Source organism: Pseudomonas sp. MWU16-30323, assembly GCF_020515595.1.
GTDB classification, from domain to species: domain Bacteria; phylum Pseudomonadota; class Gammaproteobacteria; order Pseudomonadales; family Pseudomonadaceae; genus Aquipseudomonas; species Aquipseudomonas yamanorum.
Genome location: NZ_JAIWYM010000004.1, coordinates 217073 through 231823 on the forward strand (window position 1 = coordinate 217073; position 14751 = coordinate 231823).

Sequence of the window (14751 nt, forward strand, 5' to 3'; positions counted from 1 at the left end):
CAGGCAAGCCAGCTCCCACATTCGACCGAGTTCCAACTCTGGAATGCGCTCAAATGTGGGAGCTGGCTTGCCTGCGATGGCGGCTTCAGCGGCTCAGATACATCCGCGTCGTAAGCAGATATACCGGCAGCCCCGACACCAGAATCAGCAGTGCTGCATAGGGCGCCGCTGCCGCGAATTCCACATTCGAGGTATGCGCCCACACGGCAGTCGCCAGTGTGTTCAATCCAGTAGGACTAAGCAGCAACGTCGCCGTCAATTCCTTCATCGCATCCAGGAACACCAGCGCAAACGCCGCGCCCAATGCCGGGAAAATAATCGGTAAAGTCACCCGGCAAAACGCACTGAACGACGACGCCCCCAGTGTTCTCGCCGCTTCTTCCAGCTGGGGTGCTGCCTTGTTCAGCGCGGTGCGGATTGGCGCCTGGGCCAGGGGCAAAAACAGTAACGCATAAGCGATCAGCAACAACGCCGACGTCTGATACAGCGCCGGCACGTAATGCAGCGCGAAGTACACCAGCGTCAGCGCAATCACCAGGCCGGGCAGGGCGTGCAGCAGGTACGGCAGGCGTTCGGCCCACAGCGCGAGCTGGCCCTTGTAGCGCACTACCAGCAAGCCCACAGGCACGGCAAACAACAGGCAAAGCGCAGCGCCGCCCAAGGACAACGCCAAGGAAGAAAGCAGCGCCTCGCCGATCTCTGCAATCGGAAATGCCGCCGAACTGCCCACTGCCAGCCAGTAACCCAGCATGCCCAGTGGAATGCCGCTGCCAATGATCGCCAGGAGCAGGCAATACAGTTGCCCCAGCGGCGCCCATTTGCCGAGCCGAACCTGCTCGGCATGCCGCGCTGCGCCCTGGCCGGTGCGCACATGCCGGCCTTTGCCGCGTACCCGCAATTCCAGCCAGAGCAGTGTCAGGCACATCACCAGCAGCACCGCCGAGAGCATCGCCGCATTGGCATTACTGAATTCCAGCTCGAATTGCTGATAGATCGCGGTGGTAAACGTCTGCAGGCCGATGATCGACAGCGCGCCGAACTCCACCAGCATATGCAGGGCAATCAACAGTGCCCCGGCCAGCAGTGACGGCCACAGCAACGGCAAGGTGATGCGAAAGAACACGCCCCAGCGATTCAGTCCAAGGGTGCGGGCCGATTCCTCCAGGGACGGATCAAGATTGCGCAGGGTCGCCGCCACCGGCAGAAACACCAGCGGGTATTTGGACAAGGTCATCACCAGGATCGCCCCGCCCAGCCCTTCGAAATTGGCGCTCAATGAAACCCAGGTGAAGCTGCTGACAAACGCCGGCACCGCAAACGGCAGGCACAGGATCACTCCCCAGATACGCCGTCCCGGCAGGTTGCTGCGTTCCAGCAGCCAGGCCAGCGACAGACCTATCACGCCGCAGGCCACGGTCACGCCGACCATCAGCGCCAGGGTGTTGCGCAGCAGCCCGAACACATAAGGCCGCCACAGCAAATGCACCGCCTCGGCCCAACCCGCTTGCCAGGCCTTGAGGCCGACATACGCCAGCGGCAACAGGCTCAGGCCCACCAGCAGCAGGGCCGGCAGCAGCAACCAGATTGAAGGGCGTTTGCGTCTCGGCGTAAAACCCCCGCGCAAGGCGGGGGCGGGGAGCGATGGGTTCATCAGTTCAAGCCAACGTCACGTTCCAGTTCCAGGGCTTCTTCGGCGTTGCCCAGGTCGGCAGGGGTGACTTTCGGTGGTTGCAGCTCGCTGAAAGGCTTGAGGCCGCGGTTGGATTCCATGCCTTTGCGCAGAGGGTATTCGGCGGAGGTGTTGGTGATCACCCGCTGGCCTTCTTCGCTGGCCATGAAGGCCAACAGTTGCTGGGCTTCCTTTGGATGCTTGCTGGATTTCAGTGCCGCCGCGGCAGACACGGTGATCAGGCCGCCGGCATCACCGTTGGTGAAGTAGTGCAGCTGCGAATCCAGGTTGGTTTTTTCTTTCTTCAGGGCGAACCAGTAGTAGTTGTTCACCAGGACGGTGGCGACTTCGCCATTTTCCACGGCTTTGAGCGCAACCATGTTGTTGCTGTAGACCTTGCCGAAGGCGCGCAGGCCAGTCAGCCATTCTTCAGCGGCTTCGCGACCGTGCAGCTTGATGATCGCCACGGCCTGCTCCTGGAAGGCGCCGCTGGTGGGTACGAAACCGACCTTGCCTTGCCATTCGGGGCCGGCGAAATCCAGTACCGACTTGGGCAGGTCTTTCTCGGCGATCAGTTTCGGGTTGAACGCCACGACCCGGGTGCGTGCGGTCACGCCCATCCAGGTGCCGTTGGCGGCCACGTATTCCTTGGGTAGAACGTCGAGGGTGCTGGCGTCGATGGTCGCCAGCAGGCCTTGCTCGCCGAGTTTATTCAGCGGCGGCGATTCTTCTGTGTAGATCACGTCGGCAGGGGAGCGGTCACCTTCTTCGGCGACCTGGCTGGCCAGCTGGTTGCTGCTGCCCTTGCGCACATTGACGTGGATGCCGGTCTTGGCTTCGAAGGCCTTGGCAAGTTCATCGCCGACCTCCTTGTGTTGGCCGTTGTACAAGGTCAGTGCAACCTTGTCGGCAGAATAGGCAGCGGGCGAGAGCAGGGTCAGGCCGAGCAGAGTGATGGTCAGGCCACGCAGAAGGGATGTCTTGAGACGGGTATCGCGGATCATCATCCGGGGTTTTCCTCACTTGAGTGCAACAAATCCTTACAAGGATAAACGATAAAACTTCTCAAGTGCGGACGAGGGGGGAAATCACCGGTCAGGTTTTCAAACCCCGGAAACGAAAAAACCCGCTTTCGCGGGTTTGATCTGAATTTGGTGCCCAGGAGAAGACTCGAACTTCCACGACCTTGCGATCACCAGCACCTGAAGCTGGCGTGTCTACCAATTTCACCACCTGGGCATTATCAACGCTTGCGCTGTTGATGGAGCGAACTATACGGAGGGCTTTTTGATCTGTAAACCCCTGATTCAAAAATATAAATCAAGATTCTCGTTGAAAATCAAAGGCCTGAAACGCAAAAACCCGCTTTCGCGGGTTTTTGGAGACTCAAGGCAGAACCTTGAGTTTGAAATTGGTGCCCAGGAGAAGACTCGAACTTCCACGACCTTGCGATCACCAGCACCTGAAGCTGGCGTGTCTACCAATTTCACCACCTGGGCAGCATCAACAACGTTGCCGTCGTCGATGGCGCGCACTATACGGAGGCTATTTTGAGCTGTAAAGCCCTGCCATGAAAAAAGTCTGGAATATTTCGCCGACGGTCGCGCAAGGTGCGTTCCAGGGGCTGCAAAGTGCTTTTACGGGCTTGTCGACACCTGAAATTTCCCGTTTCAATACGCGTATGCCAAACTAACCCGCATATAGACAAGGTGAAAACTCTCTAATGGCCGATTGGCAGTCCCTCGATCCCGAGGCCGCTCGTGAAGCGGAAAAATACGAAAACCCTATTCCTAGCCGCGAACTGATCCTGGCGCACCTCGCCGATCGGGGTTCGCCTGCTAGCCGCGAGCAGCTGGTTGAAGAATTCGGTCTGACCACCGAAGACCAACTCGAAGCCCTGCGTCGCCGCCTGCGCGCCATGGAGCGCGATGCCCAGTTGATCTACACCCGCCGGGGAACCTACGCGCCGGTGGACAAGCTCGACCTGATCCTCGGCCGCATCGCCGGCCACCGTGACGGTTTCGGCTTCCTGATCCCGGACGATGGCAGCGACGACCTGTTCATGAGCCCGGCGCAAATGCGCCTGGTGTTCGATGGCGACCGTGCCCTGGCGCGCGTTTCCGGCCTCGACCGTCGCGGTCGCCGCGAAGGCGTGATCGTCGAAGTGGTGTCCCGTGCCCACGAGTCCATCGTCGGCCGTTACTTCGAAGAAGGCGGCATCGGCTTTGTCGTGCCGGATAACCCGAAGGTCCAGCAGGAAGTGCTGATCACCCCGGGCCGCAATGGCGCCGCCAAGGTTGGCCAGTTCGTCGAGGTGAAAATCACCCACTGGCCCACTGCGCGCTTCCAGCCCCAGGGCGATATCGTCGAAGTGGTCGGCAACTACATGGCGCCGGGCATGGAAATCGATGTTGCGCTGCGCACCTACGATATCCCTCACGTCTGGCCTGAGGCTGTGCTCAAAGAAGCCGCCAAGCTCAAGCCGGAAGTCGAAGAAAAAGACAAAGAAAAACGCATCGACCTGCGCCATCTGCCGTTCGTCACCATTGACGGCGAAGATGCCCGCGACTTCGACGATGCGGTCTACTGCGAAGCCAAGCCAGGCAAACTGCGCCTGTTCTCCGGCGGCTGGAAGTTGTTCGTCGCGATTGCCGACGTGTCCAGCTACGTGAAGATTGGTTCGGCCCTGGACAACGAAGCCCAGGTGCGCGGCAACTCGGTGTACTTCCCCGAGCGCGTGATCCCGATGCTGCCTGAGCAGCTGTCCAACGGCCTGTGCTCCCTGAACCCGAAAGTCGACCGTTTGGCCATGGTGTGCGAGATGACCATCTCGAAAACCGGCGAAATGACCGACTACCAGTTCTACGAAGCGGTGATCCACTCCCAGGCGCGCCTGACCTACAACAAGGTCAGCACCATCCTGGAACAGCCGAAAACCAGCGAAGCCAAAGCCCTGCGCGGTGAGTACGGCCATGTAGTGCCGCACCTCAAGCAGCTCTATGCGCTGTACAAAGTGCTGCTGGGCGCTCGTCACGTGCGTGGCGCGATCGACTTTGAAACTCAGGAAACCCGGATTGTCTTCGGTTCCGAGCGCAAGATCGCCGCGATAACCCCGACCACCCGTAACGATGCTCACAAGCTGATCGAGGAATGCATGCTGGCGGCCAACGTGGCCACTGCAGAATTCCTGAAAAAGCACGAGATTCCTGCCTTGTACCGGGTGCACGACGGCCCGCCGCCGGAGCGTCTGGAGAAGCTGCGCGCGTTCCTTGGTGAGCTCGGCCTGTCCCTGCACAAAGGCAAGGACGGCCCGACGCCGAAGGACTACCAGGCCCTGCTCGCGAGCATCAAGGACCGTCCGGATTACCACGTGATCCAGACCGTTATGCTGCGTTCCCTGAGCCAGGCAGTGTACAGCGCCGATAACCAGGGCCACTTCGGCCTGAATTACGAGGCGTACACCCACTTCACCTCGCCGATTCGCCGTTACCCGGACTTGCTCACGCACCGGGCGATCCGCAGCGTGATCCATTCCAAGCAGAACACCCCGCACGTCAAGCGCGCTGGTGCAATGACCATTCCGAAGGCACGGATCTATCCGTACGACGAAGCGGCCCTGGAACAGTTGGGCGAGCAGTGCTCCATGAGCGAGCGCCGTGCCGACGAAGCGACCCGCGACGTAGTGAATTGGCTCAAGTGCGAGTTCATGAAAGACCGCGTGGGCGAGTCGTTTCCTGGCGTGATCACCGCCGTGACCGGTTTTGGCCTGTTCGTCGAGTTGACCGACATCTACGTCGAGGGCCTGGTGCACGTCACCGCCTTGCCGGGTGACTACTACCACTTCGACCCTGTGCATCACCGCCTGGCGGGCGAGCGCACCGGTCGCAGCTTCCGTCTGGGCGATACTGTGGAAGTGCAGGTCATGCGCGTCGACCTCGACGAACGCAAGATCGACTTCGGCATGCCTGATAAACCAGCCGAGCCGACTGGCCGTAAAAAACGTGGCGGCGAAACGACTGCGCCGGCCAGCAAAGGCAAAGGTACTCCTGCGAAAGCAGCGGTCGCCGAGCCCGCGCCAGCCAAGCCTGCTCGTCGTTCGTCTGCCAAGGACAAGGCCCCCGAAGCCTACCGCCCAAGCGATGCTGCGGCGAAAAACGCCGAGCTGCGCAAGAGCCGCGAGTTGAAGCAGCAGTTGCTCAACGAAGCCAAAAGCGGTGGTAAAGCGGCGTCTGGGGGAAAGTCCCGCGAGGCGGAAAAGCCGTCGAGCAAGCCGAGTAAACACCGTAAAGGCCCGCCAAAAGCGGGTTCGGCTCCCGCGAAAAGCGGCGGGTCGCGCAAACCTAAGGCCAAGTCATGAGTCTGGAAAAAATCTACGGCGTACACGCCGTAGAAGCATTGCTGCGTCACCACCCGAAACGCGTCAAGCAGGTGTGGTTGGCAGAAGGGCGCAGTGAGCCGCGTGTTCAAGCGCTGGTCGAACTGGCCAACCAAAATAAAGTCGCCATCGGCCAGGCCGAACGTCGCGAGATGGATGTCTGGGTCGAAGGTGTTCACCAAGGCGTGGTCGCCGATGTAAGCCCGAGCCAGGTCTGGGGCGAGGCGATGCTCGACGAGCTGCTCGATCGCACCGAAGGCGCACCGTTGTTGCTGGTGCTCGACGGCGTGACCGATCCGCACAACCTCGGCGCCTGCCTGCGTTCGGCGGATGCTGCCGGTGCGTTGGCGGTGATCGTGCCTAAAGACAAGTCGGCAACCTTGACGCCTGTCGTGCGTAAAGTCGCCTGCGGTGCGGCGGAAGTGATTCCACTGGTGGCCGTGACGAACCTGGCGCGCACCCTGGAGAAACTCCAGCAGCGCGGCCTGTGGGTCGTGGGGACGGCGGGAGAGGCCGAGGTCAGCATTTATGACCAGGACCTCACCGGCCCGACCATCCTGATCATGGGGGCCGAAGGCAAGGGCATGCGCCGCCTGACCCGCGAGCATTGTGACTACCTGGTGCACCTGCCGATGGCCGGTAGCGTCAGCAGCCTCAACGTTTCAGTCGCAACGGGTGTCTGCCTGTTCGAAGCCCAGCGCCAGCGTGGCGCCAAGGCCAAAGCCAAGAAATAAGGCTTGAGAGCGACGCAAGACCCTGTGGGAGCCGGGCTTGCCCGCGATGACGGTGTGTCAGTCAGCAGAGATGTTGCCTGTGCCATTGTCATCGCACGCAAGCCAGCTCCCACATTTGTTTTGTGTTTGCCTTGATTCTGCGTTGTTCAAATAATCACCAATCACCTTGCGCCCGTTCTCCCCCTTCTCTACAATTGCGCCCCTTGCCTTCATGGCAGGCACGCATGTGCCTCCCTTCGGCAAGATCCATAAGTGTCATTCACTCCTTGTCTGACCGTTTTTGAGCGGCAGGCTACAACCCGTAAGGAGCATTCATGCGTCATTACGAAATCATCTTTTTGGTCCACCCGGATCAAAGCGAGCAAGTCGGCGGCATGGTAGAGCGTTACACCAAGCTGATCGAAGAAGACGGCGGCAAAATCCACCGTCTGGAAGATTGGGGCCGTCGTCAACTGGCCTACGCAATCAACAATGTTCACAAGGCTCACTACGTGATGCTGAACGTTGAATGCACTGGCAAGGCCCTGGCCGAGCTGGAAGACAACTTCCGCTACAACGATGCAGTGATCCGTAACCTGGTCATCCGTCGCGAAGAAGCCGTTACCGGCCAATCCGAGATGCTCAAGGCTGAAGAAAACCGCAGTGAGCGCCGTGAGCGTCGCGACCGTCCTGAGCACGAAGGCGCTGAAAGCGCTGATAGTGATGACAGCGACAACAGCGATAACGCTGACGAGTAATCCACGGACCTTTTAAGGAGCCTATCAAATGGCACGTTTCTTCCGTCGTCGTAAATTCTGCCGCTTCACCGCTGAAGACGTGAAGGAGATCGATTACAAAGATCTCAACACTCTGAAAGCCTACGTATCCGAGACCGGCAAAATTGTTCCAAGCCGCATCACCGGTACCAAAGCTCGTTATCAGCGTCAGCTGGCCACCGCTATCAAGCGCGCCCGCTTCCTGGCCCTGCTGGCCTACACCGACAGCCACGGCCGCTGAGACCGGGCAGTCGACAAGTAGTAAGGGATTGAATGCATGCGCGCCTTAGCTGAGTTCATCATGCGCGGTCGTGTGCAGGCCACTCTGGTAGTGGCTGGATGTGCAGCATTGCCGTTGTTGTATTGGTTGGGTGCTGCCGCGGGTTGCCTTGTGCTCCTGCGGCGCGGTTTGAAGGACGCCCTTGGCGTTCTTGCCCTGGGAATACTGCCGGCCTTGGTCTGGTGGTTGAAATTCGATGATCCACGGGTACTTCTGGTACTGCTCGGTTCATCGGCCCTTGCGTTGGTTTTACGCGCAAGTGAGTCCTGGGTCCGTACGCTGCTGGTCAGCGTGGCATTGGGGTTGGTGTATTCACTGGCGCTTGGCGCGGCTTTCCGCCCGCAAATCGAGGCGCTGGCGCAGGAGATCATAAAGATCCTGCCGCTGGCCCTCGGGGATCTCTACCAGCAGTTATCGGTAGAGGAGCGAGCGCGCTTCGCGTCAGTGGTTGCACCGATGCTGACCGGCCTGATAGCGGCACTGTTGCAGATTGTCAGCGTGCTGAGCCTGATTCTTGGGCGTTACTGGCAGGCGTTGTTGTATAACCCGGGTGGTTTTGGTCGCGAGTTTCGCAGTATCAGAATCCCCGCTGGACCGGCGATGTTGCTGCTGGCGTTCATGGTGGTCGGGCCGACGTTTGGCCTGGCGCTGTTGGTGCCGTTGTGCAGCGTACCGCTGGTATTCGCCGGGCTATCCCTGATTCATGGGCTGGTGGCGCAAAAGCGACTGGGCAGATTCTGGCTGGTGGGGTTGTACGTGACGCTGTTGCTGTTCATGCAGCTGATCTATCCGTTACTCGTGGTCTTGGCCATTGTCGACGGCCTGATTGATTTTCGCGGTCGTCTGGCGCCGAAAGACGCCGATAACGCGAACGGTGAAGGTTAAAAGTTAGAGGATTTTCACATGCAACTGATCCTTCTGGAAAAAGTCGCCAACCTGGGCAACCTGGGCGACAAAGTGAACGTTAAGGCCGGCTACGGTCGTAACTACCTGCTGCCATACGGCAAAGCTACCGCTGCAACCGCTGCCAACCTGGCTGCGTTTGAAGAGCGTCGTGCTGAGCTGGAAAAAGCAGCAGCAGACAAAAAAGCTTCGGCCGAAACTCGCGCTGCCCAACTGGCTGAGCTGGAAGTGACTATCACTGCCACCGCCGGTGACGAAGGCAAGCTGTTCGGTTCGATCGGCACCCACGACATCGCTGATGCACTGACCGCCTCCGGCGTTGAAGTGCAGAAGAGCGAAGTTCGTCTGCCGAACGGCACCATCCGCAACGTTGGCGAATTCGATGTAGCCGTGCACCTGCACGCTGAAGTCGAAGCAACCGTACGCGTTGTTGTGGTAGCAGCTTAAGCAGCACCTAACTGACTGGCACCTCGCGTGCCGGGCGGTTAACATCGGGCACGATCCTGTTCACAGGTCGTGCCTTTTGTTTTTCTGGCTTTTGTTTTTCTGTAGCCCCTGATTCTCCAACTATTCCAAGTGGCCATGAACGATATCTCCGCTCCTGAGCAATATGACCTGCAAACCGCCGCCCTGAAGGTGCCGCCACATTCCATCGAGGCCGAACAGGCCGTGCTCGGTGGTTTGATGCTGGACAACAACGCCTGGGAGCGCGTGCTGGATCAAGTCTCGGACGGCGATTTCTACCGTCATGACCACCGCCTGATCTTCCGCGCCATTGCCAAGTTGGCCGACCAGAACTCACCGATCGACGTGGTGACCCTGGCCGAGCAATTGGACAAGGAAGGCCAGACGTCCCAAGTGGGCGGCCTGGGTTACCTGGGCGAGCTGGCGAAAAACACGCCATCGGTCGCCAACATCAAGGCCTATGCGCAGATCGTCCGTGCGCGGGCCACGTTGCGCCAGTTGATCGGCATCGCCACCGAGATCGCCGACAGCGCCTTCAACCCGGAAGGCCGTACCGCTGAAGAGATTCTCGACGAAGCCGAACGCCAGATCTTCCAGATCGCCGAGGCCCGGCCGAAAACCGGTGGCCCGGTCAGCGTCAACGACCTGCTGACCAAGGCCATCGACCGTATCGATACCCTGTTCAACACCGACAACGCCATCACCGGCCTGTCCACCGGCTACACCGACCTCGACGGCATGACCAGCGGCCTGCAGCCTGCGGACTTGATCATCGTCGCCGGCCGTCCGTCCATGGGTAAAACCACCTTCGCCATGAACCTGGTGGAAAACGCCGTGTTGCGCAGCGACAAGGCCGTACTGGTTTACTCCCTGGAGATGCCAGGTGAATCGCTGATCATGCGTATGTTGTCGTCCCTGGGCCGCATCGATCAGACCAAGGTGCGTGCCGGTCGCCTGGAAGACGACGACTGGCCGCGCCTGACCTCGGCGGTCAACCTGCTCAACGACCGCAAGCTGTTTATCGATGACACCGCGGGCATCAGCCCCTCGGAAATGCGCGCGCGTACCCGACGCCTGGTGCGTGAGCATGGCGACATTGCCCTGATCATGATCGACTACCTGCAGTTGATGCAGATCCCGGGGTCCAGCGGCGACAGCCGGACCAACGAGATTTCCGAGATTTCCCGCTCGTTGAAAGCCCTGGCCAAGGAATTCAACTGCCCGGTGGTTGCCCTGTCGCAGCTCAACCGGTCCCTGGAGCAACGCCCGAACAAACGCCCGATCAACTCCGACTTGCGGGAGTCCGGAGCGATTGAGCAGGATGCTGACGTGATCATGTTTGTTTACCGGGACGAGGTGTATCACCCGGAGACCGAGCATAAAGGCATCGCTGAAATCATTATCGGTAAGCAGCGTAACGGGCCAATTGGCACCACGCGCCTGGCCTTTATCGGTAAATACACCCGCTTCGAAAACCTGGCGCCGGGCAGCTACAACTTTGAAGACGAATAAGTGGCTTCAGGCGTTTGTCTACGGCTGAGTGGAGAAGTGCAACTTGATCCCGGCTTCATCGTACTGGTAGTTCCAGCGCAGTTCCGCAGCGGCCGGAATGTCCTCGCTGGCAAACAGTGCAGTGATGAAAAGACGCCGCAGGGGGCCTGTGCCAACCTGGGTGTCGACATTAAACCGCGCCGCCTCAACGTTGTACCCGGTAGCGGCCTGCCTCACCGGTTGCCCTGCTTCGTATTCCAGAATCGTGTTGATTCGCGAGAGCGCGTTATCACCCGATAGCAGCGGGTGATAGCGAGTCAGCATCCGCGGCTGCGGCACCACTGGTATCAGATACGGGTCTTTTCGATACATGGCCGTGTCACTCGGCAATAGTTCTCCACCATAAACGCCGAGGGGTTCGCCCTTTTTGATCGGCTTACGGCTGCGGACCATGGCCTGGCCGATCAAGGCGGCTTCCTCCGGGAACTTCTGATAGTCAGCGGTAAAGGGCATTACCTCAAGCTTCTCTTCATACAGGCGGGCAACATGTTGGTAGCCTTCCCATTGAAGGTAGGGCATCACGAGGTCCTTGCTGAACGTTTCCTGGGAGGTCAGTGACAGCCCGCGCCGCTGTATGAACCGGACGCGCATGGGGCGGCCTGTTTCATCACGCAACGGGTATCGGCCGTTGTTGGCTCGATCGTAAATGCGCAGATAGTTCTGATTGTATTGGTAGCCTTTATCGGAGTGCATCTGGCGCATCTCCTGAATGGTGTAAAGCGTGCGCACGGTGCCCTCTTCGGCTGACTCGTACTCACTGGAGTGTGCCGACTCGTACTCGTCGCTGGAGTCCATGTGCAAGTCGTCGAGCGTAGGTGTGCGCAGCATGCCGCCTGGCAATGCGCCGGTGGCGGGGTCGATCTCCCAGCCACCGTCCAGCCGCCTGCGCAGGTAGGGCCGATAGGCCCTGTAGGGGCTGCGCGCATCGATCAGTTGCCAGCCCAGGGTTTCATTTTTGACCCGGAAGTATCTGTCGTTTTCCAGGATGTAATAGCGATAGTGGCCGTCGGCGGAGGGGCGCGCCTGGTAGGTGTCGTCCGGACGTACTGTCAGGCCGTCCGGGGTGGCCGGCTCGGCGAATAGCGGGTCGATCGGGTAGCTGACGGGCAATGTCAACGGCGCAGGCAGGGTGCGGAGCGCAGGTGGCCTGGCCAGCAACCGCGAACTGCTTTGCAGGATCGCCTGTTTCAAGCTGCCGTTGGACCTGCTTAGAAGTGTCTGGCGTTCAGACCCGGACAGCGTGTGCTCAAGGGCGCTGAACAGGTCGGTGGGCGGATGCAGCTGTGCGCCCTCGGTATCCTGGACCGTGTACCGTTCCCCTTGGCGGATCAGAATATGGCGAGCGCTCTCCAGCGCGCTGCCGATACTGCCCAAGAGTGCGCCGCTGTTGCTGTCGGCATAGACCTCGATCCTTCGCGACCCCGGCCACCCTGGCACCTGCTCCAGGCTGTACAGGGCCAGCGGCACGCTTTCCGGGCCGCGTGTTGCATCAAGGTAAAGGCCTTGACTCGCTCTCAGCGCGCGTCGCGCTTCAAGGTATTCTCCCGCTTCCCACCGCTGCTGAGGGGGGAGGCGCTTGTCTTCCAGAAGCGCCTGGCGTTGCTCGGGGCTGAGGGTGGTCTCCATCTCTTCAAGGTAGCTCTTGGGCAGGCCGGGCGTCAGGGCGCGAAGTTCTTTTTCAACGGGCGTGAGGGGTTTTTCAGTGGGTTCGAGGAGCAGGGACAATAGCTGCTGTTTTTGCGTCTCGACCTGTGCCTGCAGGCGCACGGCAAGGTTTTCCTGCTTGGTGAAGTAATCGATATAGGGGGAGGGCAGCAGTTTGTTGAAGTCTGCCTGAGGCAATTGCTGCTCCAGCACATGCAACAGCTCGCCGTTTCTGAAGCGCGACGTCGGCACCCGGATGTCGGTGGGCCCGCTGCCATGGCTGAGCACCACGTTCTGCTGTTCATCAATGACTTTCAGCCGATAGCCCTGCGGCCATTCGGGCAATGAACACACCAGGTGGAATTGGATGAAGGGCGAGTAGGGGGTGACGCTCTTGCCTTCTGCGCGATCAACGCCAAAGTCACTGATTTCCTGTTCAAGGTTGAAGTGTTTGACGGTGTCTCGCAGCTGCGGCGGTGGCCTTACCATCTCCTGGTAGGTCTGGCGCAGGCTGATGCTGTCCACACCGCCGAGCAGCAGGATAGGCGCCACCGACCGCTGGGTAATGTTGGCGGCATCGGGGCCCAGGCGTTTGATCAGCTTGAGGTCATCCCAGCCTTGTGGATCTTCATGCTCTGCACGCCAGCCGCCCACGCTGTTGTTGAGCAGCGGCGGCGCATACGCGTGTGGGTCGGTGGGGTGCACCAGTTGCCACTGATCGCCATCGGGGTGGCGCTGTACGGCATGGACCTGATCGTCCAGCTTCAGGTACTGCTGTTGCTCGTGGTGATACACACCCCGGGCGTCAGCCGCCAGGCCGGAGGGCAGCGTCGTGGGCTGACGATAAGGCGTCAGATCAGGGTTCCACAGGCGCCAGCTCTTGTTGCGCAACTGGACTTTTATCAGGCGGGCGCTGAAGCCGACAGTCTTGATCGCACCCGCCGTGGCGGCCGCGAGGGCAACGTTATCGACCACATCCAGCAAGTCGTTCAAGGCTTCGTCGCTATCGCCGCGGCTCCAGGCCGAGAACCCTTCATAGACGGTGGCGATCAGTTGGGCGGCGGTCACCGCCAGCATGACCTGCCCGACAATCGGAATAAATGAGGCCGCGAAGAACAGCAGTGATTTGCCCAGGTCGATATCGCCTTGCAGGCGTTTCTGCCGGCTCATCAGGTCGGCATCCGCGGTGGGAACGGCCAGGGTGCGGGCGTCACTCTTGATCTGAGCGATGCGTTGGTGGGCCATGGAGCGGAACACGTCCCTGGGGATCGGGGTGCGGGTGACCGGGTTTTCCAGGCTGGCACGGTGGTGCCGGCCGGGTGTGGTGATGGACAGGTAGTCGACCCAGGCAGGGCGAGTCTTGAAGAGCGTCTGCTGGTAATGCAACGGCGCAAGACGACTGAAGAAGGCCAGGTAGTCCGGGTTTTCCAGGCGTTCGGCGAGGCTGTTCTGGAGGTCTTCCATGGAGTTGTGGCGACGAAAGGTTGCCTGGGGGTCTTCGGGAACGTAGAGCAGCACCGGAATGCCGATGGTGGGCGCTTCGATCACCAGTACAGTGGCGAGTACCACGCCACTGATTGTCAGGTGGTAGCGCTTTATGTCCGTGTGGTTTCCGGTGCGCTGGAGGCTATGCAGTTGCAGATGCTGCCGGGAGGTGAGCTCGCGCTTCATGTAAGCGATATGCAGGGCAACCCCGAAGGCATGGCGTTCATGGGCTCGCAACTGCTCGAGCACCTGAGCGGCAGTGCGCGTGGCTCCGGCGGCTGCGGTGGGCTCAAGCACCTGAGTGATGTGCTTGAGGTACTGGCCGCCCAGGTCAAGGGTGCGACACATCCCGGCGAACGTGGTGGCGGACGCTTGGGTCAGCACGTCACCGGTCCGGGTGATGTTATAGAGCCCGGTGCCTGTTTCCATGCCGCCGTTCTGCGCTTCCGGTGCTTCGAAGTTTTGCAGGGCCGCTTCCAGCAGCGTCTGGCGCGTGGTCTTTGCATGGTTCTTGATCAGGCCGAGCAAGTGGTGGTGTTTCCATTCCCGTATCAGAACCGCGTTCTCATCCTCCAGCAAACCAAAAAAACGCGAGCGCAGCGCCGCGCGCAGTAATGGGCGGGCGAAGTCCTGGGGATTCTTCAGTTCATCCAGCAGCGCCTTGATGTCGTGTCTGGACTGGTTGCTGCTGACCAGACTCTCGCGCAAGTCCTTGAGCAGGTTGGCGGGTGCCTGGGTGATCCAGGCGGGCAATTGGGCCTGGATAAAGGCCTGATGTGGAGATTGGGGGGTAGGGGCACTCATTGAATAAACCGTGGGGCAGTGATTGATCCGCCCCAGACTACCCATGGTTTTTTTGCACATCGGTTAGCGGAATAGCCCCTGTACCG

The 14751-nt window shown here is 60.1% G+C and carries 10 protein-coding genes and 2 tRNA genes; 7 read left to right on the forward strand and 5 right to left on the reverse strand.

Going from position 1 to position 14751, the window contains the following annotated elements; genetic code table 11:
* Positions 1-85: 85 nt before the first annotated feature.
* The 4 genes from LIY45_RS07440 to LIY45_RS07455 form a co-directional block, all read right to left on the reverse strand.
* Positions 86-1651: an iron ABC transporter permease gene (locus tag LIY45_RS07440; RefSeq protein WP_226475843.1), complete on the reverse strand. Its 1566-nt coding sequence runs from the start codon at positions 1649-1651 to the stop codon at positions 86-88.
* Positions 1651-2676 (reverse strand): extracellular solute-binding protein, encoded by a 1026-nt coding sequence (locus tag LIY45_RS07445; RefSeq protein ID WP_226475844.1) that lies wholly within the window; start codon positions 2674-2676, stop codon positions 1651-1653. Before LIY45_RS07445 ends, LIY45_RS07440 begins: the two co-directional genes overlap by 1 nt.
* Before the next feature lie 145 nt (positions 2677-2821).
* A tRNA-Leu gene (locus LIY45_RS07450) sits at positions 2822-2908 on the reverse strand.
* A gap of 173 nt (positions 2909-3081) precedes the next feature.
* Positions 3082-3168, reverse strand: a tRNA-Leu gene (locus tag LIY45_RS07455).
* A 224-nt stretch (positions 3169-3392) separates the two neighbouring features.
* On the opposite strand from LIY45_RS07455, the gene rnr reads away from it, so the two are divergent.
* The 7 genes from rnr (at position 3393) to dnaB (ending at position 10693) form a co-directional block, all read left to right on the forward strand.
* Positions 3393-6026 (forward strand): ribonuclease R, encoded by a 2634-nt coding sequence (gene rnr / locus LIY45_RS07460; protein WP_017478347.1) that lies wholly within the window; start codon positions 3393-3395, stop codon positions 6024-6026.
* Positions 6023-6778 (forward strand): 23S rRNA (guanosine(2251)-2'-O)-methyltransferase RlmB, encoded by a 756-nt coding sequence (gene rlmB / locus LIY45_RS07465; RefSeq protein ID WP_003217493.1) that lies wholly within the window; start codon positions 6023-6025, stop codon positions 6776-6778. The genes rnr and rlmB overlap by 4 nt, the downstream gene beginning before the upstream one ends.
* Before the next feature lie 314 nt (positions 6779-7092).
* Positions 7093-7515 carry a 30S ribosomal protein S6 gene (gene rpsF / locus LIY45_RS07470; RefSeq protein WP_003217491.1) on the forward strand — a complete coding sequence of 141 codons (423 nt, stop codon included), beginning with the start codon at positions 7093-7095 and terminating at the stop codon, positions 7513-7515.
* A 28-nt stretch (positions 7516-7543) separates the two neighbouring features.
* A complete protein-coding gene (gene rpsR / locus LIY45_RS07475; protein WP_002551829.1) occupies positions 7544-7774 on the forward strand; it encodes a 30S ribosomal protein S18 in 231 nt (76 codons plus the stop codon).
* Positions 7775-7810: 36 nt separating this feature from the next.
* A complete protein-coding gene (locus LIY45_RS07480) occupies positions 7811-8698 on the forward strand; it encodes a hypothetical protein (protein ID WP_026078088.1) in 888 nt (295 codons plus the stop codon).
* Positions 8699-8716: 18 nt separating this feature from the next.
* A complete protein-coding gene (gene rplI, locus LIY45_RS07485; RefSeq protein WP_003171376.1) occupies positions 8717-9163 on the forward strand; it encodes a 50S ribosomal protein L9 in 447 nt (148 codons plus the stop codon).
* Between the two features lie 135 nt (positions 9164-9298).
* On the forward strand, positions 9299-10693 hold the full coding sequence (dnaB, locus tag LIY45_RS07490; protein WP_003217484.1) for a replicative DNA helicase: 1395 nt from the start codon (positions 9299-9301) through the stop codon (positions 10691-10693).
* Between the two features lie 18 nt (positions 10694-10711).
* On the opposite strand, the gene LIY45_RS07495 is transcribed toward dnaB, so the two are convergent.
* Positions 10712-14665, reverse strand: a complete 3954-nt coding sequence (locus LIY45_RS07495; RefSeq protein ID WP_226475845.1) for a DUF6543 domain-containing protein — start codon at positions 14663-14665, stop codon at positions 10712-10714.
* Positions 14666-14751 lie beyond the last annotated feature (86 nt).